This window comes from Nocardioides cavernaquae, assembly GCF_003600895.1.
In the GTDB taxonomy this organism is placed as follows: Bacteria; Actinomycetota; Actinomycetes; order Propionibacteriales; family Nocardioidaceae; genus Nocardioides; species Nocardioides cavernaquae.
This window is the reverse complement of sequence record NZ_QYRP01000002.1, coordinates 2,191,232-2,214,321: the sequence shown is the minus strand read 5'-3', so window position 1 is coordinate 2,214,321 and position 23,090 is coordinate 2,191,232. Positions and strand designations below refer to the sequence as shown.

The 23,090-nt window shown below is 71.0% G+C and carries 21 protein-coding genes; 4 read left to right on the top strand and 17 right to left on the bottom strand.

Features of this window, described 5'->3' with window-relative positions; all coding sequences use genetic code 11:
* Window positions 1-2 precede the first annotated feature (2 nt).
* On the top strand, window positions 3-329 hold the full coding sequence (locus D4739_RS10725) for a sec-independent translocase (protein WP_120060616.1): 327 nt from the start codon (window positions 3-5) through the stop codon (window positions 327-329).
* 33 nt (window positions 330-362) lie between these two features.
* On the opposite strand, the gene D4739_RS10720 is transcribed toward D4739_RS10725, so the two are convergent.
* Entirely contained in the window at window positions 363-899 is a 537-nt protein-coding gene (locus D4739_RS10720) for a hypothetical protein (RefSeq protein WP_120060615.1), read from the bottom strand.
* 125 nt (window positions 900-1,024) lie between these two features.
* On the opposite strand from D4739_RS10720, the gene D4739_RS10715 reads away from it, so the two are divergent.
* Window positions 1,025-1,609: a LysM peptidoglycan-binding domain-containing protein gene (locus tag D4739_RS10715; protein WP_120060614.1), complete on the top strand. Its 585-nt coding sequence runs from the start codon at window positions 1,025-1,027 to the stop codon at window positions 1,607-1,609.
* Window positions 1,606-2,127 carry an Rv3235 family protein gene (locus D4739_RS10710; RefSeq protein WP_120060613.1) on the top strand — a complete coding sequence of 174 codons (522 nt, stop codon included), beginning with the start codon at window positions 1,606-1,608 and terminating at the stop codon, window positions 2,125-2,127. The genes D4739_RS10715 and D4739_RS10710 overlap by 4 nt, the downstream gene beginning before the upstream one ends.
* A 2-nt stretch (window positions 2,128-2,129) precedes the next feature.
* On the opposite strand, the gene secA is transcribed toward D4739_RS10710, so the two are convergent.
* The 14 genes from secA to D4739_RS10640 all read right to left on the bottom strand — a co-directional run bounded on the left by secA (window position 2,130) and on the right by D4739_RS10640 (window position 18,313).
* Window positions 2,130-4,946: a preprotein translocase subunit SecA gene (gene secA, locus D4739_RS10705; RefSeq protein WP_120060612.1), complete on the bottom strand. Its 2,817-nt coding sequence runs from the start codon at window positions 4,944-4,946 to the stop codon at window positions 2,130-2,132.
* Between the two features lie 56 nt (window positions 4,947-5,002).
* Window positions 5,003-6,217: a winged helix-turn-helix domain-containing protein gene (locus D4739_RS10700; RefSeq protein ID WP_120060611.1), complete on the bottom strand. Its 1,215-nt coding sequence runs from the start codon at window positions 6,215-6,217 to the stop codon at window positions 5,003-5,005.
* Window positions 6,218-6,263: 46 nt separating this feature from the next.
* Window positions 6,264-6,938, bottom strand: coding sequence for a response regulator (locus tag D4739_RS10695; protein WP_120060610.1), 675 nt, complete (start codon window positions 6,936-6,938; stop codon window positions 6,264-6,266).
* Between the two features lie 55 nt (window positions 6,939-6,993).
* Window positions 6,994-7,608 (bottom strand): ribosome hibernation-promoting factor, HPF/YfiA family, encoded by a 615-nt coding sequence (hpf, locus tag D4739_RS10690; protein ID WP_120060609.1) that lies wholly within the window; start codon window positions 7,606-7,608, stop codon window positions 6,994-6,996.
* A gap of 173 nt (window positions 7,609-7,781) precedes the next feature.
* A complete protein-coding gene (locus tag D4739_RS10685; protein ID WP_238473610.1) occupies window positions 7,782-8,531 on the bottom strand; it encodes a ComF family protein in 750 nt (249 codons plus the stop codon).
* Between the two features lie 81 nt (window positions 8,532-8,612).
* Window positions 8,613-10,352, bottom strand: a complete 1,740-nt coding sequence (locus D4739_RS10680) for an LpqB family beta-propeller domain-containing protein (protein ID WP_120060607.1) — start codon at window positions 10,350-10,352, stop codon at window positions 8,613-8,615.
* Window positions 10,349-11,971, bottom strand: a complete 1,623-nt coding sequence (gene mtrB / locus D4739_RS10675; RefSeq protein ID WP_238473609.1) for an MtrAB system histidine kinase MtrB — start codon at window positions 11,969-11,971, stop codon at window positions 10,349-10,351. Before mtrB ends, D4739_RS10680 begins: the two co-directional genes overlap by 4 nt.
* A gap of 2 nt (window positions 11,972-11,973) precedes the next feature.
* Window positions 11,974-12,678: an MtrAB system response regulator MtrA gene (gene mtrA / locus D4739_RS10670; RefSeq protein WP_120060605.1), complete on the bottom strand. Its 705-nt coding sequence runs from the start codon at window positions 12,676-12,678 to the stop codon at window positions 11,974-11,976.
* A gap of 58 nt (window positions 12,679-12,736) precedes the next feature.
* Window positions 12,737-14,188, bottom strand: coding sequence for an adenosylhomocysteinase (ahcY, locus tag D4739_RS10665; RefSeq protein ID WP_120060604.1), 1,452 nt, complete (start codon window positions 14,186-14,188; stop codon window positions 12,737-12,739).
* A 108-nt stretch (window positions 14,189-14,296) separates the two neighbouring features.
* Entirely contained in the window at window positions 14,297-15,337 is a 1,041-nt protein-coding gene (locus D4739_RS10660; protein WP_120060603.1) for a DUF808 domain-containing protein, read from the bottom strand.
* A complete protein-coding gene (locus D4739_RS10655; protein WP_120060602.1) occupies window positions 15,334-16,353 on the bottom strand; it encodes an SIS domain-containing protein in 1,020 nt (339 codons plus the stop codon). The genes D4739_RS10660 and D4739_RS10655 overlap by 4 nt, the downstream gene beginning before the upstream one ends.
* 4 nt (window positions 16,354-16,357) lie before the next feature.
* Window positions 16,358-16,537: a Trm112 family protein gene (locus D4739_RS10650; RefSeq protein ID WP_182920377.1), complete on the bottom strand. Its 180-nt coding sequence runs from the start codon at window positions 16,535-16,537 to the stop codon at window positions 16,358-16,360.
* Complete coding sequence (locus tag D4739_RS10645) at window positions 16,534-17,928, bottom strand: phosphomannomutase/phosphoglucomutase (protein ID WP_120060601.1); 1,395 nt, start codon at window positions 17,926-17,928, stop codon at window positions 16,534-16,536. The genes D4739_RS10650 and D4739_RS10645 overlap by 4 nt, the downstream gene beginning before the upstream one ends.
* Before the next feature lie 19 nt (window positions 17,929-17,947).
* Complete coding sequence (locus tag D4739_RS10640; RefSeq protein ID WP_120060600.1) at window positions 17,948-18,313, bottom strand: DUF3499 domain-containing protein; 366 nt, start codon at window positions 18,311-18,313, stop codon at window positions 17,948-17,950.
* Window positions 18,314-18,392: 79 nt separating this feature from the next.
* Here D4739_RS10640 and D4739_RS10635 point away from each other — a divergent pair, with 79 nt between their 5' ends.
* The gene (locus D4739_RS10635) at window positions 18,393-18,830 is read left to right on the top strand and encodes a metallopeptidase family protein (protein WP_238473607.1); all 438 of its coding nucleotides are present in this window, start codon (window positions 18,393-18,395) and stop codon (window positions 18,828-18,830) included.
* 5 nt (window positions 18,831-18,835) lie between these two features.
* Here D4739_RS10635 and D4739_RS10630 read toward each other — a convergent pair whose 3' ends face one another.
* Together D4739_RS10630 and D4739_RS10625 are read right to left on the bottom strand one after the other, a co-directional pair.
* Complete coding sequence (locus tag D4739_RS10630; protein ID WP_120060598.1) at window positions 18,836-20,248, bottom strand: DUF5719 family protein; 1,413 nt, start codon at window positions 20,246-20,248, stop codon at window positions 18,836-18,838.
* Window positions 20,245-23,067, bottom strand: coding sequence for a glycosyltransferase (locus tag D4739_RS10625; protein WP_120060597.1), 2,823 nt, complete (start codon window positions 23,065-23,067; stop codon window positions 20,245-20,247). The genes D4739_RS10630 and D4739_RS10625 overlap by 4 nt, the downstream gene beginning before the upstream one ends.
* Between the last annotated feature and the right edge of the window lie 23 nt (window positions 23,068-23,090).

Sequence of the window (23,090 nt, the reverse complement as noted above, 5' to 3'; positions counted from 1 at the left end):
GCATGTTCGACATCGGGCTCGGCGAGCTGGCGATCATCGCCCTTGTTGCAGTCCTCGTGCTCGGACCGGAGCGGCTGCCCGAGTTCGCGGCGCAGGCCGGACGCTTCGTGCGTCGCATGAAGGGCTATGCCGACGTCGCGCGCGACGAGCTGCGCCGCGAGCTCGGCCCGGAGTACTCCGACCTCGAGCTGCGCGACCTCGACCCACGCAACCTGGTCCGCAAGCACATCACCGACGCGATGGCGCTGGCCGACGATGAACCAGTCCGCGAGGGGCTGCGTCCGCTGGCCGAGGGCGAGCTCCCGCCGTACGACGCCGACGCGACGTAGTCCGGGACGCCTGTGCGCCGCGACAGAGCCTGATCAGCCCCGCTGCTGCACCGCGGCCAGGCCGCTGAATGCGATGAGCACCGGCGCGGGATCGGCGCCCACAACGGCCTCGACGAAGTCAGCACCCACGCGGCCCAGACGCGCCTCATAAGGGGTTCCCCTCCGGGGGTGGATCTGGCAGCGCTCGCCAGTCAGCCGCCGCAGCGCGGAGCCGAGTCCGAGCCGGGCGGTGGCCGGCCATGCCTCTGGAGGCACCGCTGTGGCTGCGCCGCCACGCACGAGGGCGACGGCGTCCAGGCGGACGATCCAGCTACCGGTCGACGCGACGACCAGGCACCAGCCGTCCGCCACGCGGCGCAGCCGGCCCGACACCGGCCCCACGCCGTCGACGGTGAGCGTCACGTCGCGCTCGACACTGGCCATCAGCCGGGCCGCCAGCACCACCCGTGCGTACTCCGCGCGCGCCCGCTCGGCGACCTCCTGGTCGCGCTCAGCGGCGAAGGTCGCCCCCGCCTGCTGCTCGAGGTCATCGAGGAACGCGAAGAGTCGCGCCTCCCACGGTTCGTCCACGCTGCGCACCTTCCCGAGAAGTGATTCCCCGGAGTCTACGAATGAACCTGTGGAGAAGGCGTTGACATCGTCGTCGAATAGACGTGTAGTGATGCAAACACACGCAAACGCAAAGGTTGGGGTCGATGTCTCGGGATCTTCGGCGTGCACCTGTCCTCCGGTGCCTCCTCGTCTGGTCGGCGGTCACCGCCGTTTCCGCACTTCTGCTGGCCCTGCTCGGCCGGGACCTCGGCGCCGCGCCGCCGGACTTCGACGGCGCCCTGACGCGCGCCGCGTCCGTCGCGCTGGCCGCGTGCACCGCCTGGCTCTGGCTCATCACCTCCCTCACGGCGTACGACGCGGCACGCGGCGCCCGGATGAGGACGCTGCCCGGTTGCCCACGCGCGGTCAGGCGGGTCCTCATGACCGCCTGCGGAGTGGCGCTCGCCGCGAGCGTGGCGCCCGCCAACGCGGACACCGGCCAGGCCGGGATGCCGCCCACACCCGTGGCGTCCACGACAGGGGCCTCCCCGACTGCTCGTGCCGTGGACGTCCGCGAGGGCGACTGCCTGTGGCACCTCGCCGAGGTCAGCCTGTCCCCCGACGCCACGGCGGCCGACGTCGACCGCCAGTGGCGCGCGATCTGGGCCGCCAACCGCGACACGGTCGGCACCGACCCTGATCTGATCCTCCCCGGTCAGCGACTCACGATGCCGGAGGCGGGTCGATGAGCGCCGTCGCGGAGGTCCGTTGGACACCGGCACCCGTGCCGCTGCGCGCGGTCCAGGGTTCGCTGGCACTCGACCTCGGCGCGGAGCCCTCGCCGGCACCGCGACCGATGACCCCCGAGACGTCCGCGCTCCGGGGCGCCGACACGGTCGTCGTCTCCCCCGCCGTCCGGAGCGAGCTGCAGCAGTGGGCCCTGACCTTCGGCCAGGCCTGCCTCGAGGTCGTCCTGGGTGATCGACCGGTGACCCAGCTCGTCCGCTGGACCACGCCGTCGATCCACCGTGAGCTGGCCTACCGCGCGCGCGTGGTCGCCCAGGCCACCCTGCGTCAGGCCGGCGGGCACGGTCCCCGTCGTCCGGCGGTCCGCCCGCAGGTGCGCCAGGTGCGGGCGTGCTTCGTCGGCGCGGGGGTCGCCGAGGTGGCGCTCACCGTCCAGCACGGCGCCCGTCACCGCGCGATCGCGGCCCGGCTCGAAGTGATCAGCGGCCGATGGCAGTGCACCGCCCTCGAGTTCGGCTGAGGTCAGCCATTCACCCGCGTGGTCAGACCGGTGGGGCCGCCCGGGGCGCCGTGGCACTGCTTGAACTTCTTGCCGGAGCCGCACGGGCACTTGTCGTTGCGACCGGTGCCCGCGAACGGGTCCTCCTCAGCGGCGTCCTTGCGGATCTCGACCTCGCCGTCCTCGGTAGGACCGGCGTAGGAGAGGTTCCGCGGCGCAGCGGGCGCGTCGAGGCCCTTCGCCTGGACGTGGGGCCGCTGCGCTGCCGCCGGGGGCTCCGCGAGTGCGCCCTCGTGCATCGGGCCCTCGTGGCGGGTGCCGTCGGCGTGGAAGTGGAACTCGCCACCCTCGACCGGCTCCGCATCGCCCTCGACCTGGACCTCCACGTTGAAGAGGAAGCCGACCGACTCCTCCTTGATCGCGTCCATCATCGCGGTGAACATCTCGAAGCCCTCGCGCTGGTACTCCACCAGCGGGTCGCGCTGCGAGTAGGCCCGCAGGTAGATGCCCTCGCGCAGGTAGTCCATCTCGTAGAGGTGCTCGCGCCACTTGCGGTCGAGCACCGAGAGGATCACGCGGCGCTCGAGCTCACGCATGGTCTCGGAGCCGAGGTCGTCCTCACGCACGTCGTACGCCGCGTGGGCGTCGGCCTGGATCGCCGCGATGAGCTCCTCGCGGTCGAGGCCGGAGACGTCCTCGTGGCGCAGCGTGATCGGGTAGAGCTGGCGCAGCGCGGTCCACAGGGCCGGGAGGTCCCACTGCTCGGCATAGCCGTCGGTGGCACCTCCGACGTAGCCGGCCACGACGTCGTCGACGAAGCCCCGGATCTGCTCGCGGATGTCGGCACCCTCGAGGACCTCGCGGCGCTCGCCGTAGATGACCTTGCGCTGGCGGTCCATGACGTCGTCGTACTTGAGGACGTTCTTGCGGGACTCGAAGTTCTGGCCCTCGATCTGGCCCTGGGCGTTGGCGATCGCGCCCGTGACGCGCTTGTTCTCGATCGGCACGTCGTCCGGCACCTTGAGGACGGTGAGGATCCGGTCGACCCAGTCCGACTTGAACAGGCGCATGAGCTCGTCCTGCAGCGACAGGTAGAAGCGGGACTCGCCCGGGTCACCCTGACGACCGGAACGACCACGGAGCTGGTTGTCGATGCGGCGCGACTCGTGGCGCTCGGTGCCGACGACGTAGAGGCCGCCGGCCTCCTTGACCTCGTCGTGCTCGGTCTGGACCTGCGCCTTGATCCGCTCGATGGTCTCGGGCCACGCGGCGTCGTACTCGTCGGCGGTCTCCCCGACGGGCTCGAGGCCCTTCTTGCGCAGCTCCGCGTCGGCGAGGAACTCCACCGATCCACCGAGCATGATGTCGGTGCCTCGCCCCGCCATGTTGGTGGCAACCGTGACCGCGCCCTTGTGGCCGGCCAGCGCGACGATCTTGGCCTCGTCGGCGTGGAACTTGGCGTTCAGCACCGAGTGCGGGACGCCCTTCTTCTTCAGCAGCTGGGAGATGTGCTCGGACTTCTCGACCGACACGGTGCCGACGAGGACCGGCTGACCGGCCTTGTTGCGCTCGGCGATGTCGTCCACGACGGCGGCGTACTTCGCCAGCTCGGTGCGGTAGACGAGGTCGGCCTGGTCGATGCGCAGCATCGGCTTGTTGGTGCGGATCGGGACGACGCCGAGGTTGTAGATCTTGTCGAACTCACTGGCCTCGGTCATGGCCGTGCCGGTCATGCCGGAGAGCTTCTTGTAGAGCCGGAAGAAGTTCTGCAGGGTGACGGTGGCGAGGGTCTGGTACTCCTCGCGGACCTGCACCCCCTCCTTGGCCTCAATCGCCTGGTGCAGGCCCTCGTTGTAACGGCGACCGGCCAGCATGCGGCCGGTGTGCTCGTCGACGATGAGCACCTCGCCGTTCATGACGACGTACTCCTTGTCGTTGCGGAACAGCTCCTTGGCCTTGATGGAGTTGTTCATGAACGAGATCAGCGGAGTGTTGACCGTGTCGTAGAGGTTCTCGATGCCGAGGTAGTCCTCGACCTTGGTGATGCCGGGTTCGAGGACCGAGATCGTGCGCTTCTTCTCGTCGACCTCGTAGTCGACGTCGCGCGTCATGGTCGCCGCGATCTTGGCGAACTCGTCGTACCACTTCACCTCGTCCTGGGTCGGACCGGAGATGATCAGCGGCGTGCGGGCCTCGTCGATGAGGATCGAGTCGACCTCGTCGACGATCGCGTAGGCGTGGCCGCGCTGGACGCAGTCCTCGATGCTCGTCGCCATGTTGTCGCGCAGGTAGTCGAAGCCGAGCTCGTTGTTGGTCGCGTAGGTGATGTCGCAGGCGTAGGCCTCACGGCGCTCCGCAGGCGTCATCGACGGCAGGATGACGCCGACGCTCATGCCCAGGAAGTGGTGGACGCGGCCCATCATCTCGGACTGGAACTTGGCCAGGTAGTCGTTGACCGTGACGATGTGGACGCCCTCGCCCGCGAGGGCGTTGAGGTAGGCCGGCAGCGTCGAGACGAGGGTCTTGCCCTCACCGGTCTTCATCTCGGCGATGTTGCCGAGGTGGAGCGCGGCACCACCCAGGAGCTGCACGTCGTAGTGGCGCTGGCCGAGGACCCGGCGCGCTGCCTCACGAACCGTCGCAAAGGCCTCCGGCATGAGGTCGTCGAGGGACTCACCCTTGTCCAGGCGCTCGCGGAACTCCGCGGTCTGGCCGCGCAGCTCGTCGTCACTCATCGCGACGAAGTCGTCCTCGATGGCGTTGACGGCCTTGGCGATCGCCTCGAGCTCGCGGAGGATCTTGCCCTCGCCGATGCGGAGGATCTTGTCGAGCACGGCCACTGCGGATCTCCTGGAAGTAGTCGGGCCCGATTCATTCGAACGGGCCGCCGGTCATGCTACCCGCGGAGCAAACCCTCGTTCAGGGCGGTGGCGAGGTCACCGCGGGGCGAGACGACAACATCGTCGAGGTCGAGCCAGCCCGCCAGTCTCCGCAGCTCATGCGCGAGCTCCGTGGCGGTGTCGGCAGGTGCATCGGGCTCCGCGTAGGAGCCCAGAACGAGCAGTCGCCGGTTGCCGCGGTCGGCCTTGAGGTCCACCCGCCCGACGAGCCGGTCACCGAGGAGGAAAGGCAGCACGTAGTAGCCATGGACGCGCTTCTCCGCCGGCACGTAGATCTCGATCCGATAGCGGAAACCGAACAGCGCCTCCGTGCGGGTCCGCTCCCACACGACCGGATCGAACGGGCTCAACAGCGTGCGCGCGGCGACCCGGCGCGGCAGGCGCGCATCACGATGAACGTACGCCGGGCGGCCCCAGCCCTCGACGGTGACCGGCTCGATCTCGCCGGCCTCGACCAGGCTCGCGACCGCCACCCGGGCCTCGTCGGCGCCCATCCGGTAGTAGTCACGCAGGCACCGCTCGCTCGCCACGCCATGGCTTCGTGCTGCACGCCGGACCAGCTCGCGCTGCGCCTCGGCGGGTGACGGTGTCGGGGTGTCGAGGACGTCAGCTGGCAGCACCCGCTCCGGGACGTCATAGAGCCGCTCGAACTGGGCGTTGCGCCCCGAGACGGTCAGGTCGCCTGCGTAGAAGAGGAACTCGAGCGCCTTCTTCACGTCTGACCAGTTCCACCCCCAGTGGGTGCGCGCGCGATCACGGTCGCCGGTGAGGTCGGCATCGATCTGCCGCGCCGACCGCCGGCCGCGGCGGCGTACGTCGTCGAGGACGTCCTTGACCAGCCCCGGGTTCTCCTGCGCGATGGAACGCGGCCCTCCCCATGCCTGGGTGTGTGCCCGCTCCATGCGGTGCTGCAGGAACGGCCACAGGTCGACGGGCATGAAGGCGGCCTCGTGCGCCCAGTACTCCACCACGCGGCGGGGACGCTCCTCGGCGGCTCGCCGGAGCAGGTCGGTGTCGTAGGGGCCCATGCGCGCGTAGAGCGGCATGTAGTGCGCCCGCTGCAGGACGTTGACCGAGTCGATCTGCAGCACACCCGTGCGCGCGATCGTGCGGTCGAACGTGCGCAGCGTCGGTCGCTCGTGCGGCGGGTCAAGGAACCCCTGCGCCGCGAGCGCGATGCGACGCGCCTGGGCGTTGCTCAGCGACTCCATGTCGGCAGCCTAGAACCGAGCACCGACAACTCCGTCGGAACGCCGGTCAGGGGATGTCGAGCAGCTTCTCGCGGACGGCATACATGACGGCCTCCATGCGCGAGTGCAGCTGGAGCTTCTCCAGGATGTTGCGCACATGGTTCTTGACGGTGTTCTCGCTGATGAAGAGCTGCCGCGCGATCTCGCGGTTGTTCATGCCGGTGGCCACCAGCCGGAGCACCTCGAGCTCGCGGTCCGTCAGCCGCAGCGGCGAGACCTGGTCGCGGTCGGGACGCGACATCTGCTTGAACTCGTCGATCAGCTTGACCGCCATCGACGGGGAGATCAGCGACTGTCCGTCGGCGACCACCCGCACCGCCTGGGTGACCTCGTCGATCGAGGAGTCCTTGAGCAGGTAGCCCGCAGCTCCGGACTTGACCGCCTCGTAGAGGTCGGCCTCCTCGTCGCTGACGGTGAGCATGATGATCTTGGCGGACGGGACCGTCTCCTTGATCGCCACGCAGGCCTCGATGCCCGAGCGCTTGGGCATGCGCACGTCGAGCAGGACCACGTCCGGCGCAAGGGCCGCCGCAAGGGTGGTGCCCTCGATGCCGTCGCCGGCCTGGCCGACCACCTCGATGCCCGGGTCGGTGCCGAGGATCATCGTCAGCCCGCCACGAAACAGCTCCTGGTCGTCGACGACCAGGACGCGGATCGGTTCACGCTCTCCCGAGATGTCCATCGTTGTCACATGTGCATCATGGCACGGTCCCGAGTGGGGACCGTGCCACGACAGGTCAACTGACCAGATCCAGCGAGATCACGCCGTAGTCATAGCCCTTGCGGCGGTAGACGACTGCGGGGCGCTCGCTCTCCTTGTCGACGTACAGATAGAAGTCGTGTCCAACCAGCTCCATCTCGTAGAGGGCCTGGTCGAGCGTCATCGGCGCTGCGGGGTGTGACTTCTCGCGGACCACCAGTGGACCGTCCCCGGTCACGGTGATCGGTCCGACCTGGCGCTCGAGGACGGTGTCCTCGGAAAGGAGGACAGGCTCGGGAACGCTGCGCCCAAGAGCCTCTCCCACCGAGACCGGCGTGTGGCGGCCGTGGTGCACGCGGCGACGATCCGCCGCGCGGCGCATCTGGGACGCCATCTTGTCGAGCGCGAGGTCCAGGGCCGCCATCTTGTCGACCGCTGCGGCCTCCGCGCGGATCACCGGGCCCTTGGAGAACGCCGTCAGCTCGACGCGGACAGCACGGTCGGTCTGTCGTGGGTTGCGTTCCTTCTCTACTTCAACTGCCATGCGGATGATCCGATGATCGTGCTTCTCCAGGCGAACGAGCTTCTCCTCGACGTGGCTGCGGAACCGGTCGGACACTTCGCAGTGCCGGGCGTTGACCACAATTTCCATGGAGACCTCCGTGTTTCTCGGTGTCGTGTGCAGGGTGCAGCACGTCACCGTCAGGGGACGGTGACGGGAACGGAGAAGGAGCCCGTTCGGCGGGTTTCGGCCTGCCTGCGCGGCCCGACCACGGGCCGTTCGCTGACATCACCACGGACCCGAATGGACTCCATGCACCGACGCTAGACCCTTCGGCCCATCGATGAAAGCAATCTCCCTGAAGTTTCGCCATGAGGTGGTGCGCGTCGCCGCGTCGCGGCCACCACCGCGACCCCGGCGATGCCCACACCGGTCGCGGCAAGGGCTCGCTGCGCCTCACGGGCCGTCGATCCGGTGGTCAGCACGTCGTCGCAGAGCACGATCACCGCGCGCTCGTGGCGGCGCGCCAGCCGGGCGAGCCGCGGTCCGTCGACCGACATCGCATCCCGGAGGTTGGCGGCACGGCCGGCAGCATCGAGCTCGCGCTGGTCTCCGACCCGCCCCACCCTCAGCAACCGGTGCGCCGACGCACGGGCCCCGCGCCGGCCCAGCTCACGCGCCGCGGACCGGGTGATGTCCCAGGTCGGGTCGTGGCCACGCCGCAGGGCGCTGCCCGGCCGGGAGGGCACCGGAACCAGCACGACCGGGCCGATCGCGTCTCCCGCGAGCAGCACGAGGACGGCGTCGGCGAGCAGCGAGCCGAGAGGGGCGCGCAGGGGCAGGCGATGATGCTCCTTGTGGCCGAGGACGAGGGCCCGCAGCATCCCGGAGTACTCCCCCGCGGCGCAGCACGGCGCGAGGCCGGGTGGGCACGGAGTCGGTCGGACCGCTCGGGCCCGGCCGCTGACGGCCGTCGCGCAGGCCGGGCAGAGCTGGCGCCCCGGGCGACGGCAGCCGACGCAGGAGCTGCCTGCCAGGAGGTCGAGCAGCGGGTCGACGCCGATGCGGATCACGGGCTCCACCGAAGCCCGTCGGGAACCCGCGGGCAACCACGGGCAGAGCCGCCTGTGGACGACCGCCCCGACGGCCCGCCTTCAGCCGACGTAGGTGATCTGCTGTGCCCCGGCGGGCGGGGTGGCCGAGCCAATCGGGCCAACGCCGACCAGGACACCGTCAGCGGTCTCCGCCCACGCCAGCGCGCGATCGGCGGGTGAGGCGACGAGGCGGCGTACGTCGGCGCGGACCAGCTCAGGCGGACCAGCATCACGGACCCGGGCGGGAGACCCGTCCACGGACACGGTGCGCACCTCAGCGAGCCGCGTGGAGAGGGCACTGAGGACGAGGAGCTCGGTCGGCGAGCGCCAGGCCAGGTCCCGGATCGGGGTGCCGCTGCTGTCGAGGCGGGCGATCTGCTGCGCGGCGGACGCACGGACCCTGCCGGTGTGCCAGTCCAGGCGGCTGATCCTCACCTCGTCCCCGCCCACGCGGCGTACGGCGGCGACGAGGCGGGTGCCGTCACGCGAGACCAGCAGGTCGACGACTGCCTCACCCGACACCCCCGGCACCTCCACCTCCGTGACGCGGTTGTCGACCAGGACCGAGACCACTGCTCCGGTGCGACGCCGGTCGAGCACCCAGAGCCGGCCTTCGGAGTCCCACGCCGGATGCGCGAGGTCCTCTGCGCCGCGGATCGGAGTCTTCAGCGCGCTGCCGGTCTCGTCATCGACCGGTGCCACCAGGAGGTCACGTCCCGACGACCTCACGCCCGCGGCCATGCTCCCTGGCAGCGACACCGCGACGTCGCGCAGCCGCGGTCCGGTGCCGAGCGGGCCCGTCGCGGGAACCGGGCTTCCCCCGACCAGACCGACCAGGTGCCCGTTGCGCAGGCCGAAGAGGTCGTCGGCGGCACCTGCGGATCGAGGGTCGTAGGCCGCTCCGATGCCGACCGGGAACTCCGTGAGGCCACCCTTCAGCGCGAGCGGGGCGGACCCGAGGCGCACGCGCAGCGCGGACACGATCGGCACCTGACGCAGCGTCCACGCCAGCTGGGCGGCAAGGAGCTCGCGGCTCTCCTCCGTGGTCGCGGTGATGTCCCCGTCCAGCGCGACCGACGCGACGCCGTCCTCGATCGTCACGGCCCCACCGATCAGGTGGGCGCCGCGCAGCAGCGAGACCAGTCCGGCTCCGGCGGCGTCGGGCGGGCCGGCGATCAACCCACGGACCAGGGCAGTCGCCATCTGCTCGCCGCGCGGGACGAAGACGGGCTCGGGAACGATGATGCTCGTCGTCGGGTCCAGGAAGTCCAGCGAGACCTGCTGGTAGTGCTCCGCGAACCAGGTCTCGGGCACGAGCATCGCGTCAGGCACCTGGTCGATGCGCCACTCGCCGTCCTCGACCACGAGCGGCAGCTGTACGACGCGTTGCCGCGCGGGCAGCTCCCCGCGCCACCGGCCGCGGGCGTCGATCCACTGCGCGCCGCCGAGGTCGATCTCGGCCGTGCCCGCGACCGTGCCCAGCGTGGCTGCGGTGTAGGTGACCACTCGCCGCTGGGGCCGCCATGCCTGCGCGCCGTCCTCGGTGAGGAACTCCCGGGCCGTGGAGAGCTGGAGCGGGCTGGCCATCATCGCGTCGAGGAAGCCCCGCACGACATCCCGTGGACCTTCTCCGCGGGACGGGCCCGGCGGCAGGTAGGGGATGCCCTCCTCGAGGACTGCCGGACGCTCCTCCGGAACCCTGCGCACCTGGCCCGAGTCGGGCAGACGGACGCAGCCGGTGGCCACGCTGGTCAGCAGCAGGCCGGCAAGGAGGACCCGGAGGTCGCGCAGCGTGCTCACGACTGCTCCCGGCCAGCAGGGGTGGCGCTGACATCCGTCGGCACGAGCGGGAGGGGCGACTGCCGGAGCATCCCGCCGGCGTGACGCGGCAGGGTGAGCCGGAACTGGGCACCCTTGCCCGGCTGCCCCCAGGCCTGGAGCCAGCCGCCGTGGAGATGGGTGTCCTCGAGGGAGATCGCGAGCCCGAGACCCGTGCCGCCCGAGGTCCGGGCGCGCGCAGGGTCCGCACGCCAGAAGCGGTTGAACACGAGGGCCGACTCCCCCGCCGCCAGCCCGATGCCGTGGTCGCGGACGGCCACGGAGGCGGCATGCTCGTTGCCCGCGACGTAGACCACGACCCCCGAGGACTCGGCGTGGTCGATCGCGTTCGTGACCAGGTTGCGCAGGATGCGCTCGACGCGACGGTGGTCGGCCTCGGCGAGCACGGGAGCGTTGGTCGCCAGGACCCGCACCTCGGTGCCCCGCTGCTCGGCGAGCGGCCGCGTCATGTCGACGATCCGGTGGGCGAGGTCGACCAGGTTGACGTCGTCGACGTCGAGGACCGCAGCACCCGCGTCGAACCGGCTGATCTCGAGCAGGTCGCTGAGCAGCCCCTCGAAGCGGTCGAGCTCGGTCTGCAGCAGCTCGGCCGCACGCGCGGTGACCGGGTCGAAGTCGCCGCGGGCGTCGTGCAGGACGTCGCCCGCCATGCGCACCGTGGTCAGCGGGGTGCGCAGCTCGTGCGACACGTCGGAGGTGAACCGGCGCTGGACCCGCGAGAGCTCCTCCAGCTGGCGGATCTGCCGCTGCAGGTTGGCCGCCATCTGGTTGAAGGACTGGGCCAGACGGGCGATGTCGTCCTCGCCCCGAACCCGCAGCCGCTCCTCGAGCTGACCGGCGGCAAGCCGCTCCGCGACCCGCCGTGCCAGCCGGATCGGCGTGACCACCTGGCGCGTGACCAGCCAGGTCAGGCCCGCGACGAGGACCAGCAGGAGGACCCCGGCGGTGAGCAGGGCCCGGGTGACGAGCGCGAGCGTCTCCTCCTCCTGGTCCATGGGGAAGAGGAAGTACAGGGCATAACGGCCTCGATCCGCAGGCAGGTGGACGAGGTGCCCGACGGCAACACCCGCCGTGTCGACCTCGCCCTCGCCCAGGCGCTGGTGGACCCGTGTGAACGTCCAGGCGGTCCTGTTGGCATCGGCGAAGTGGTCGCGCAGCGACTCGGGTACGCCGGCGGTGTCGAGGCCCGGCGAGGTCCGGGTGCCGCCTTCGCTGGCGTCCGGCCCCTCGGTGATCGGTCCGACCAGCACCACGCCGAAGCCGCGGGAGGTGCCGCGCTCGACGATCGGTTCGAAGAGCAGCGCGATCTGCTGGGCGGCATCGGCGTCCGTGCCGGGCACGGACGCCAGTCGTTTCTCCGCCTCAACCGTCTCGTTGGCCGCCTCCGCGATGGCGGAGCGGACCCGGGCATCGACGAGGCCCTGCTCGGTCTGGCGCAGCAGGAACCAGCCCATGCCGCTGATCACGACCGTGCCGAGCAGCACCGTGCTCACCACGAGGCGTGCCTGGATGGACCGACGCCAGAAGGTCAGCCCCCTGCGCAGCGCGGCCGAGAGGTTGCGCCCCGACCCGTGCGGCACGCTCAGGAATGTCCTGCCTTGTAGCCGACACCGCGGACGGTCACCACGATCTCGGGGTTCTCGGGGTCGTGCTCCACCTTCGAGCGGAGCCGCTGCACGTGCACGTTGACCAGCCGGGTGTCGGCCGCGTGACGGTAGCCCCAGACCTGCTCGAGCAGCACCTCGCGAGTGAACACCTGCCAGGGCTTGCGAGCCAGGCAGACCAGCAGGTCGAACTCGAGCGGAGTCAGGTTGATCGCCTGGCCGTCACGGGTGACGGAGTGGCCCGCGACGTCGACGGACAGGTCGCCGATCTGGAGGTTCTCGGACGCGGGAGCGTCCAGGCGTCGTACGCGCGCACGGATGCGGGCGACGAGCTCCTTGGGCTTGAACGGCTTGACGACGTAGTCGTCGGCCCCGGATTCGAGGCCGACGACCACGTCGACGGTGTCGCCCTTGGCGGTGAGCATGACGATCGGTACGCCGGACTCGGCGCGGATCTCCTTGCACACGTCGATGCCGTCCTTGCCGGGCAGCATCAGGTCGAGCAGGAGCACATCGGGGCGGTATTCACGGAACGCCGCGAGGGCCAGGTCGCCACGTGTGCACACGCGGCTGTCGAAGCCCTCCTGGCGCAACACGATGGTGAGCATCTCGGCGAGGGACGCGTCGTCGTCGACGACGAGGACGCGCCCCTTCGTGGCATAGCCGACCGGCTGCTCAGTCACTGTGTTCTTCTCCGTCCCGCCCCGAGGCGCCCCGTAGGGATATCAGTAGCGCTGGATCTCAGTAGCGGTAGAGGTCCGACTTGAACGGGCCCTCGACGGGGACGCCGAGGTAGTCGGCCTGCTCCTGGGTGAGGATCGTCAGCTCGACACCGAGGGCGTCGAGGTGCAGACGCGCAACCTCTTCGTCGAGGTGCTTCGGCAGGACGTAGACGCCGACCGGGTACTCCTCGGTCTTCGTGTAGAGCTCGATCTGCGCCAGCACCTGGTTGGTGAAGGAGTTCGACATGACGAACGACGGGTGGCCCGTGGCGTTGCCGAGGTTCAGCAGACGACCCTCGGACAGCACGATGACCTTCTTGCCGTCGGGGAAGATCCACTGGTGGACCTGCGGCTTGATCTCGTCCTTGACGATGCCCGGGATCTTGGCCAGACCGGCCATGTCGATCTCGTTGTCGAAGTGACCGATGTTGCCGACGATCGCCTGGTGCTTCATCTTCTCGAAGTGCTCGACCTTGATGATGTCGAAGTTGCCCGTCGTGGTGATGAAGATGTCGGCGTAGTCCACGACGGTCTCGAGGCGCTTGACCTCGTAGCCGTCCATGGCCGCCTGCAGCGCGCAGATCGGGTCGATCTCGGTGATGATCACGCGAGCGCCCTGGCCACGCAGGGACTCGGCCGAGCCCTTGCCGACGTCGCCGTAGCCACACACGACGGCAACCTTGCCGCCGATCATGACGTCGGTGCCGCGGTTGATGCCGTCGATCAGCGAGTGGCGGCAGCCGTACTTGTTGTCGAACTTCGACTTGGTGACCGAGTCGTTGACGTTGATCGCCGGGAAGAGGAGCGAGCCCTCCTTGAAGCGGTCGTAAAGGCGCAGGACGCCGGTGGTGGTCTCCTCGGAGACACCCTTGACGTCGTTGGCGATGTTCGTCCAGCGGGTCTTGCTGTTCTCCAGGGAACGAGCGAGGACCCGGAGGACCTCCTTGAACTCCTCGTTGTCGGTGGAGTCCTGACCGGGCACCGCGCCGGCCTTCTCGAACTCGACACCCAGGTGGAGGAGCATCGTGATGTCCCCGCCGTCGTCGAGGAGCATGTTCGGGCCGACCGGGTTGCCGGCCTCGTCGGTGAAGTCGAAGACCTTCTCGGCCTCGTCCCAGTACTCCGCCAGGGTCTCGCCCTTCCAGGCGAAGACGGGCGTGCCCTTGGGGTTCTCGGCGGTGCCGCCCGTTTCGGGCCGGCCAACGACGACCGCGGCGGCGGCGTGGTCCTGGGTGGAGAAGATGTTGCAGGTGGCCCAGCGCACGTCGGCGCCGAGGGCGACCAGCGTCTCGATGAGAACGCCCGTCTGGATGGTCATGTGCAGCGAGCCGGCGATCCGGGCGCCCTTGAGCGGCTGGGCGTCGCCGTACGTCGTGCGGAGCGAGACGAGGCCGGGCATCTCGTGCTCGGCGAGGGTGAGCTCCTTGCGGCCGAACTCGGCCAGGCTCAGGTCAGCAACCTTGTAGTCCATGAATGAATTTCCTCATGCTGGAAAGGGCGGTCTGCGGTGCATCTGCACTCGTTCGGGATCTCCCGCGCAGGACGTTCGCCCAGCCTACAAGTTCGCCAACCGGAGCGATCAATCCTGCGCGACTTCGGGGGCGTCGCCCGATGCGTCTTCCGCTGCGTCTTCGGGCGCCGTCTTGCCGGCACCCTCGTGCGCACCGTGGCTGATCGGCAGGACGTGCATCACCGCAACCACCACCGCGCCGACGATCAGGCCGATGATCGCGGAGGCGATCGTGTTGACCAGCCAGGCGGCCAGACCGGCGAGAGCGCCCGCACCGTGCAGGGCCACCTCGACCTCGTGCTCGAGGTGGTGGACCAGTTCGTACGGCGCGTGGAAGCCGAGCTCGTCGGCGCCGACCATCAGGATGTGGCCACCGACCCAGAGCATGGCCACGACGCCGACCGTGGAGATCACCGCGAGCAGCTTGGGCATGCCGGCGACGAGTCCGAGACCGATCTTCTGCGAGGCCCGCGAGCTGCGCCCCGCGAGGTGCAGGCCGACGTCATCCATCTTCACGATCAGGGCCACCACGCCGTAGACCGCGATGGTGATGAAGACCGCGACGACCGCGAGGATCACCAGCCGGGAGACGAAGCCCTCGGCAGCGATCTCGTTGAGCGCGATCACCATGATCTCGGCGGACAGGATGAAGTCGGTGCGGACGGCGCCGGCAATCAGCGTGCGCTCGTCCTCTGCCTCGTCCACGTGGGCGTGGGGCGCGGCAGCGGGCAGGTCAGCGACGTGGTCGTCGTGACCCCGGATCCGCTCCCAGACCTTCTCGGCTCCCTCGAACGCCAGGTAGGTGCCGCCGATCATCAGGATCGGGGTGAGAGCCCACTCGGCGAACTGGCTGAGCACCAGGAGGGCGGGGAGGATGAAGAAGATCTTGTTGCGCAGCGAGCCGACCGCGATCTTCTTGATGATCGGGAGCTCACGCTGCGCCGCGACGCCGTGGACGTACTGCGGGGTGACGGCCGTGTCGTCGACCACCACGCCAGCGGCCTTGGCGGTCGCGCGGCCCGCGGCAGCGCTCACGTCGTCCACCGATGCGGCTGCCAGACGGGCCAGCGCGGCCACGTCGTCGAGGAGTCCGAACAGACCGGCACTCATGAGGTCCTCCCGAGCCGCAGGAACTCCGCGGCGTACGTGCCGGCGAGGAGCAACGACGCATAGCGCGCCACCTCGCTGCCGGCGTCACTGGTCAATGTCTCCACCCGTACGCCGGCGCGCGCGGCGGCCGCCTGCAGGCGACCTCGCTGCTCCCGAACGACCGGGTCTTCTGCGCCGTCATCGAGGATCAGCAGGAGCGGGCGGGTGTCGACAGCGCCGTCGAACGGGTCGGCGAACACGTCACGCGGACGGGCCGCCTCCAGGACCGGCAGCAGGTGCTCGGCATCGCCGGCGAGCGCGGTGCGACCCGACGACCGGCGCAGCTGCTCGGCGATCCGGCGGGCGGCACGGGCGGCCAGCACGGAGCCGCCCCAGACCACGGGCGTGGCGTCGGCGAGGGCGATCGCCAGCTCCTTGGCCGGGTTGGACGACAGGTCGCTGTGCGGCGAGGAGTCGAGGGCCACCTGGTCGAGCGACCGGGCCACCTCCTCGGCGTCGCAGGCCGGCCCGAGTCCGATCCGGTGCAGGTAGTCGAGCATGAGGACCGCGGTGGCGAGCTGGTCGCCGGCCGTGGTCGGCAGCAGGTAGCTCCAGCGGCCCTCGGCGTGCTCGGCCACCATCGACCCGGGCGCGCACGCGACGACGACCTGGCAGCCGCGGCGGACTGCCTCGGCGACAGCGGACGCGGCAGCAGGGTCGGAGCCCTGCGGTGCCAGCATCACGACGAGATCGAGGCTCCCGGCCCAACCCGGGAGGGCAGGACCCGGCCAGGCCACGAACGGCACCGGGCACCACGGCTCGAGGACCGCACGGAGCAGTCGCGAGTCGGGACCCGCAGCGATCACCGCGCGCGGACGCGCGTCGCCGCTCTCGGCGACGGCAGCGTCGATCGCCTCGGCAGCCAGCCCGGCCTCGCGGCGTACGCGGGCACCGGACTCGGCGAGCTCACGCAGCCGGACGTCCGCTCGCGCAAGGACGTCGGGGTCGTCGAGCAGGGACTCGTCGAACTCGTCCATCGGGTCAGCCTCGACTCTGCCGGGCCTCGTCGACCAGGAGGACAGGAATGTCGTCGCGCACGGGGTAGGCAAGACCGCAGCCCTGGCAGACCAGCTCCTCGGCCGCGGGCGCGAGCAGGCCCCGGCAGTCGGGGCAGCGGACGATGTCCAGCAGACGCGGGTCGAGGTTCAGTGGCGGGGTCATCGGTCACTCCTGATCACGGCGAGAACGGCGTCGCGGATGGCGGTCATCGTGGGCTCGTCCTTGCCTTCGGCGTTGAGGCGCAGCAGCGGCTCGGTGTTGGATGCGCGGACGTTGAACCACCAGTCGGTGTGCGCGACGGTCATGCCGTCGAGCTCGTCGATGGTCACGCCCGGCTGGTCGGCATAGGTCGCCTTGAGCTCCGCGATCACGGCCGCCTGATCGGCGACCGTCGAGTTGATCTCTCCGGACATCGGGTAGCGGTCGTACTCCGCGAGCAGCTCCGAGAGAGTGCCTCCGGACTCGGCGAGTGCCGCCAGCGCGTGGAGCGCGGCGAGCATGCCCGAATCGGCGCGCCAGAAGTCGCGGAAGTAGAAGTGGCCGCTGTGCTCGCCGCCGAAGATGGCGTCGGTCTCGGCCATCGTGGCCTTGATGAAGGAGTGGCCCACCCGGGTGCGGACCGGGGTGCCGCCGAGCTCGGTGACGATCTCCGGCACGGCGCGCGACGTGATCAGGTTGTGGATGATGGTGGACCCGGGGACGCGCAGCAGCTCGCGGGCCGCGATCAGCGCGGTCAGCGTCGACGGGGAGACGAGTGCTCCCCGCTCGTCGACGAGGAAGCAGCGGTCGGCGTCGCCGTCGAAGGCCAGGCCGATGTCGGCGCCCTCGGACAGCACCCGCTTCTGCAGGTCGACGAGGTTGTCCGGCTCGATCGGGTTGGCCTCGTGGTTGGGGAAGGTGCCGTCGAGCTCGAAGTACATCGGGATCAGCTCGATCTGCCCCTTGCTGCCCGCACCGAGGCGCTCGAAGACGGCGGGTGCAGTGAGACCGGCCATGCCGTTGCCGGCGTCGGCGACAACCTTGAGCGGGCGGCCGGCGACCGGGGCGAGCGAGAGGAGGTGCGCCGCGTAGGCCTCGAGGACGTCGTGGCTGCTGATCTCGCCCACGCGCCCGCCCATGCCGGCGGCCGGCTCGAAACCGCTCAGCACCAGGTCGCGGATCTCCTTGAGGCCCGACTCCATGCCGACCGGGGCCGCGCCTGCCTTGCAGAGCTTGATGCCGTTGTACGCCGCTGGGTTGTGGCTGGCGGTGAACATCGCGCCGGCCATCTCCAGGTGCCCGGCAGCGAAGTAGAGCTGGTCGGTCGAGGCCAGGCCGATCAGGACGACGTCGGCGCCTGCCTGCGCGGCACCGTCGGCGAAGGCACCCGCCATGCCGGGCGAGGAGGGCCGCATGTCATAGCCGACGACCACCTTGTCCACTCCCAGCACCTGCACGAACGCTGCGCCGATGCGCCGGGTGAGGACCTCGTCGAGCTGGCTGCCCACGAGACCGCGGACGTCGTAGGCCTTGAAGATGGCGTGAAGGTTCTCCGGAGAGAGCGTCGCGGACATGGCTGGAGCCTATAGCCAGTCAGTCGGAGCTGGTGAGCACCCTGAGATGTCCTCGTCGACCGGTCTCGCGACCACCCTCCACAGGACGCGGCGCCACTGGCGCCGGCACGATCGGGCGGGCCGCCTCGCGCACGGCATCCGCGAGTGCCAGCAGGTCGTCACCGGAGGGCCCCGCCATGCTCGGGTCGGCTGCCAGACGCAGCACCTCCCAGCCACGCGGCGCGGAGAGGCGCTCGCTGTGGACCTCGCACAGGTCGTAGGCGTGCGGCTCGGCGTAGGTCGCGAGCGGGCCCACGACCGCGGTCTGGTCGGCGTACACGTACGTCAGCGTCATGACCGCAGGGCGGCCACACGCAGTGCGCGAACAACGACGGACAGGACTCACGAGGCAGACGCTACCGCCCGTTCTGCACAGACCCGTTGAGGCTCGCCCGTGTCATGGCCCGGTGTCATAGGGTTGGGCCGTGAGTTCGCGAGGTCGTGTCCGGGACCGCCGGGGCCGTGGCATGCGTGGCCCGGCCGTCTATCCCCCCTCGCTCGGAGGCGTCCGCTCGTTGCCGCCACGACCGACCCGGCGGGAGCGCTTCGACGAGATCGTGCTCGCCATCGGCACCGAGGTCGAGCGTCGCTGGACCAAGGAGCTCGGCCCGGTCGAGTACGCCGTCGAGGACACGCCGCTGCTGCCCGAGGACTGGGGCGAGCAGGCCGCTCCCTTGTCCTCGCTGGTGCGCGGCACCCCGGATCGCCCCCACCGCATGGTGCTCTTCCGGCGGCCGATCGAGCATCGCGCGACCGGGCGCGAGGAGCTCGAGGCGCTCGTGCTCACGCTGATCGTCGAGCAGATCGCCGACCTGCTCGGCATCGACGCTGACGACGTCGACCCGCGCTACCAGGGCGACTGAGCGAGCTAGCGCGGCGGCCAGGCCGGTCGCACCGAGGGCACCAGCAGGTCCGACAGCAGCGGCCGGAGCGGGATCACCGTGGCACCGTCGCCCGACTGCACGCGCACCGCGGCGACGTAGTCGACCTTCGACGACACCACGACCGTGGTCGCGCCCTTCGGCACCTCGAACGCCTGGCTCGTGCCCGGTGCCAGGCGCACAACGGTCGCTGCCGCGCTCGAACCCGGCCAGGTCAACGTGACCTGGCCTGCGGTCGCGCCCGCGGAGACCACGACCGAACGCGTGCCGGCCGCGGGCAGGACGGACGCGGTCGAGCCGTTGCCCAGGGCAACGGCAGGGTGGTGGAGGAGGTCGCCCGCCACGATCTCGCGCAGCCCGGCGGTCACCGGAGACGTCGACTCCAGCCGGAGCGCGACGTCCTCCTCCGCGATGACGGAGCTGAGGGCCTTGGTCAGGTCCGTGACGACGACCCGGCCCGCAGGCACGCGGATCTCCTCCAGCCCGGTGGGCGTGAAGGTGCTCCTCGCCCCGACGAGCTGCAGCTTGACCCGGGCCTCGTGGCTGCTCGGGTTCACGAGGGTGAGGACCCGCGAGGACGCCTTGCGCGTGAGCGCAGGAACCAGCTGGGTGCGCGCCGGCGTCGCCGAGGCCGGGAGTCCGTCGGTGCGCACCGGGCCGCCGACATCGCCGTACTCGTCACGGAGCATGGACGAGAGCCGGCCGCGTGCGACGACGACGCGGACCGCGAGCTCGTCCGCGTTGGGGGCCAACCGCTCGAGCGGCAGCGTCGAGACGTGCCCGCCCGGGATGGTCAGGCCGCGCGACTCGATCTGCTCGAGCTTGCCGTCCACGCTCCAGATCGTGACGTCGGCGACCGCGGGGCCTCCGTCGGGGTTGGCCAGCGTGAGCGTCGAGAGGTGCGCGGCCCCTGAGCCGGCGCCGACGAACCAGCGGACTCCAGCGGGCGACGCGCACTCTGCTGCAGCGGGACGGCCGCTGCTGAACCGCGCGCCGAAGAGGCCACGCGCCTCGGCACCGTCACCGTGCAGGAGGAGGGCATGCCCGTCGGGAAGCTGGGCCGTGCCGCCGGCCGCGAGGGCCACCGTTGTGCGGGCGTCCGAACCGGGAACGCGCCAGGTCAGCGAACCCTCGGGCTCCTCCGTGTCCGGGCGGACCGAACCGAGCGTCACCGGACCGTGGGACGACGGCGGGCAGATGAGGTCGACGGCCGACAGCGGGTGCCGGGTCGGGGCGTGGGTCGCCGTGTCGACCTGCGTGTCCGCGGGCGCCTGGGCGAGCAGCGCCACCGTCGTGACGAGGGGCGCGGCGACCGCGATGATCACGCCGGGACCGAGCTTCCTGACGGCCCGATCAGCGATCCGACGGCCGGGAAGGCGACCGGGCAGCTGGCCGCTCATGCGTCCTCCTCGCGTCGGGTGGGACCACAGAGCACGGCGACGACCAGCACGGCGAGCAGCTGAAGCGCCACGAGCACGCCGTGCCAGGTCGGCCCCGACCTGGCGATGGCGTCGCCGCTGGCGACTTCCGTGAGCTGCCAGGCCCGGGTACGCCGGTCGGTGGCGCTCGCCTGCGCCAGGCCATCGGCCGCGTCGAGCGTGGCGGCGACCTGGGTCGACGCCGGAGCCGGCAGGAGGACGTAGTCGATGCCCTCCCGGGTCAGCGTCGCGAGCACCTCGGGGGTCGGGCGGGAGACGAGGTCGGCGACGGCCTTGTCGACACGCGCGTCGGGGCCGGTCAGCGCGAGGACCTCGTCCTCACCGAGGGTGACTCCGTCGCCACGGTGAACCTCCCAGGTCAGCCCGCGGGGCACGTCGCCGCGGATCAGCAGCACGCCGTGGCCGAGGCCGTCCTCGGCCGCCTGGATCATGTACGCCGGGACGTCGGACGCCTGCGGACGGTGCAGCTCGTCATCACCGGAGACGACCCACCAGCCGAGGCCTCCGAGAGGGACCAGGACCGCGGCAACGAGAGCGCCCACGCCGGCGACCTGCTGCCAGGAGAGCGAGCGCCGCTCGAGCGTGGGGCGCAGTCCCTGTGCGGCGACGACCGCAGCGGTGACCAGGGCGCCCTGGATGACGACGACGAGGAAACCGAGGCCCGGGCGGACCGGGCCGGCCGGCAGCTCGACCGTGACGCGGCTGAGCACCGCGGCAACGACGGCAGCGACCGCGATCAGGATCCAGCAGGCCAGTACGGGCACCTGCGTGCGCGAACGCAGCAGCGCGACCACACCGGGGATGATCAGCAGCGCGCCGAACCAGTGCGGTGCGCCGATGCCACCCAGCCGGCCGGACATGAGGTCCCAGGGACCCGGGGTCGGCGCCAGCCGCCCGGCCTCCAGGAAGAGCGCAGCGGGGTCGTGCCCGACCATCCCGACAGCGCCGGGAAGCATCAGCACCGCCGGCACGACGAGGACGACGACCAGCGGAGCCCAGACGGATGCGGCACGGACGACGGTGGGCGCGAGCAGCAGGCCGAGGCCGAGGAGCACCAGCACACCGAGCACCGCGACGAGCCACGCGGCCGGCGTGAACGCGGTGACGAGGGTGAGCAGCGCGCCACCACGCCAGGCGGCACGCCACCGTCGGTCGGCGGAGGTCTCGAAGAGGCCGGTCACCGCATGGGCGAGCCACGGGAGCAGAGCAGCGGAGGCGACGACACCGAACCGGCCCTGGCCCCACGCACCGCTGGCGACGGGGATCGCGGCGAACGCGAGGGCGCCCCAGCAGACGGCCGGCGCGTCGGAGCGGCCGGTGGCCAGCTCGGCGACAGCGCGCAGGAAGCGCCAGGCTCCCCAGCCCGCGAACGGGACCGCCAGCAGGAACAGCAGCGAGATGACGAGGGTCGGCGAGCCGAGCAGCGAGGCCACGGCAGCGAAGGGAAGCAGGTAGCCAGGTGCCGGAGCGTCGGTGCCCTGGCCGAGCTGGTGCCACCCGTGAGCGACCAGGCCCCACCAGTCGGACGCCTCGGAGGGCGCGGGCGAGAGCGCTCCGCCAGCGAGCGGACCGAGTGCCGCGCGGGCCGCCCAGAGGCCCAGCACGGCGAGCGCGGTCAGGCTCAGTGCGAGCGGGCTGGTCAGGTAGCGGGCGAGCAGGCCGGTGTCGTCCTCGAGCTCGTCCTCCTCGACCGGGCGCTCGGGCAGCCCGAGCCGCGCGGCGCGAGCCTCCTTGCGCCGCTCAGCCGCCTCGCGCCCCTGGATGGCCAGGGCGTTGGCGAAGTCACCGAGGACGTCCAGGCCGTGCCGGTAGGGCAACCACCACGGCGCGAGCAGGCGGCGTACGCGTGCGGGGTCTCCGCCGGTGAGCTGGGCGCGCTGGCGACGGGCCTCGCGGATCGCGCCGAGGTCTCCCATCAGACCCACCAGCGCGGCGAGCTCGTCGCCGGCGTGGCCGGGCTGGCGGGCCAGCAGGAAGCCGATGCTGCGCAGCAGGGTCCCGACCACGAGACGGAGCCCCTGGAGCCAGGCCCAGCGCCCCTCCGTGTTGGCCAGCAGTGTGTAGAGCGCCGCCTCGCGCTCGTAACGGTGCGTGCGGGTGCGGCGGCCTGACAGCGCGCTGCGGCGTACGCCGCGGTGGGCGGCCTCGGCGTGGAAGACCACGGCCTCGGGCGCCACGATCGTGCGGAGGCCGGCGCGTGCGATCCGCCAGCCGAAGTCGATGTCGTTGCCGTAGAGCGGCAGGGCCGGGTCGAAGCCGCCGACCGCGAGCAGTGCGTCGCGGCGCACCAGCATGCCGGCGGTGTTGACCGCGAGCACCTCGCGGACCGCGTCGTGCTGGCCCTGGTCGTACTCGCCGCGCTCGAGGCCGGTCTCGCGGCGGCCGGTGGCGGAGATGGTCACGCCCACCTCGAGGAGGCGCCGCAGGGAGGGCCACTCCCGCAGCTTCGGTCCGACGACGGCCGCGCCGCGCTCGCGGGCGGCGGCCAGGAGGACACCCAGCGCCTCGGGCGCCGGGTTCGAGTCGTCGTGGAGGATCCACACCCAGTCGGTGTCGATCTCGTCCAGTGCGGAGGCCACTGCCTCCGGGAAGGAACCCGCGTGTGACCGGACAGCGCCGGCCCCCAACGCAGCGGTCAGCAGGCCGACTGACTCATCACTGCTGCCGGTGTCGACCGCGAGGACGCGGTCCGGGCGGTGCAGCTGACTCCGAAGTCCGTCGAGGACCGCCTGCAACCAGCGCGCACCGTCATGGCTGACGAGCAGGGCAGTGACTGTCACGAGGGGAAACCCTAACTGCCCCT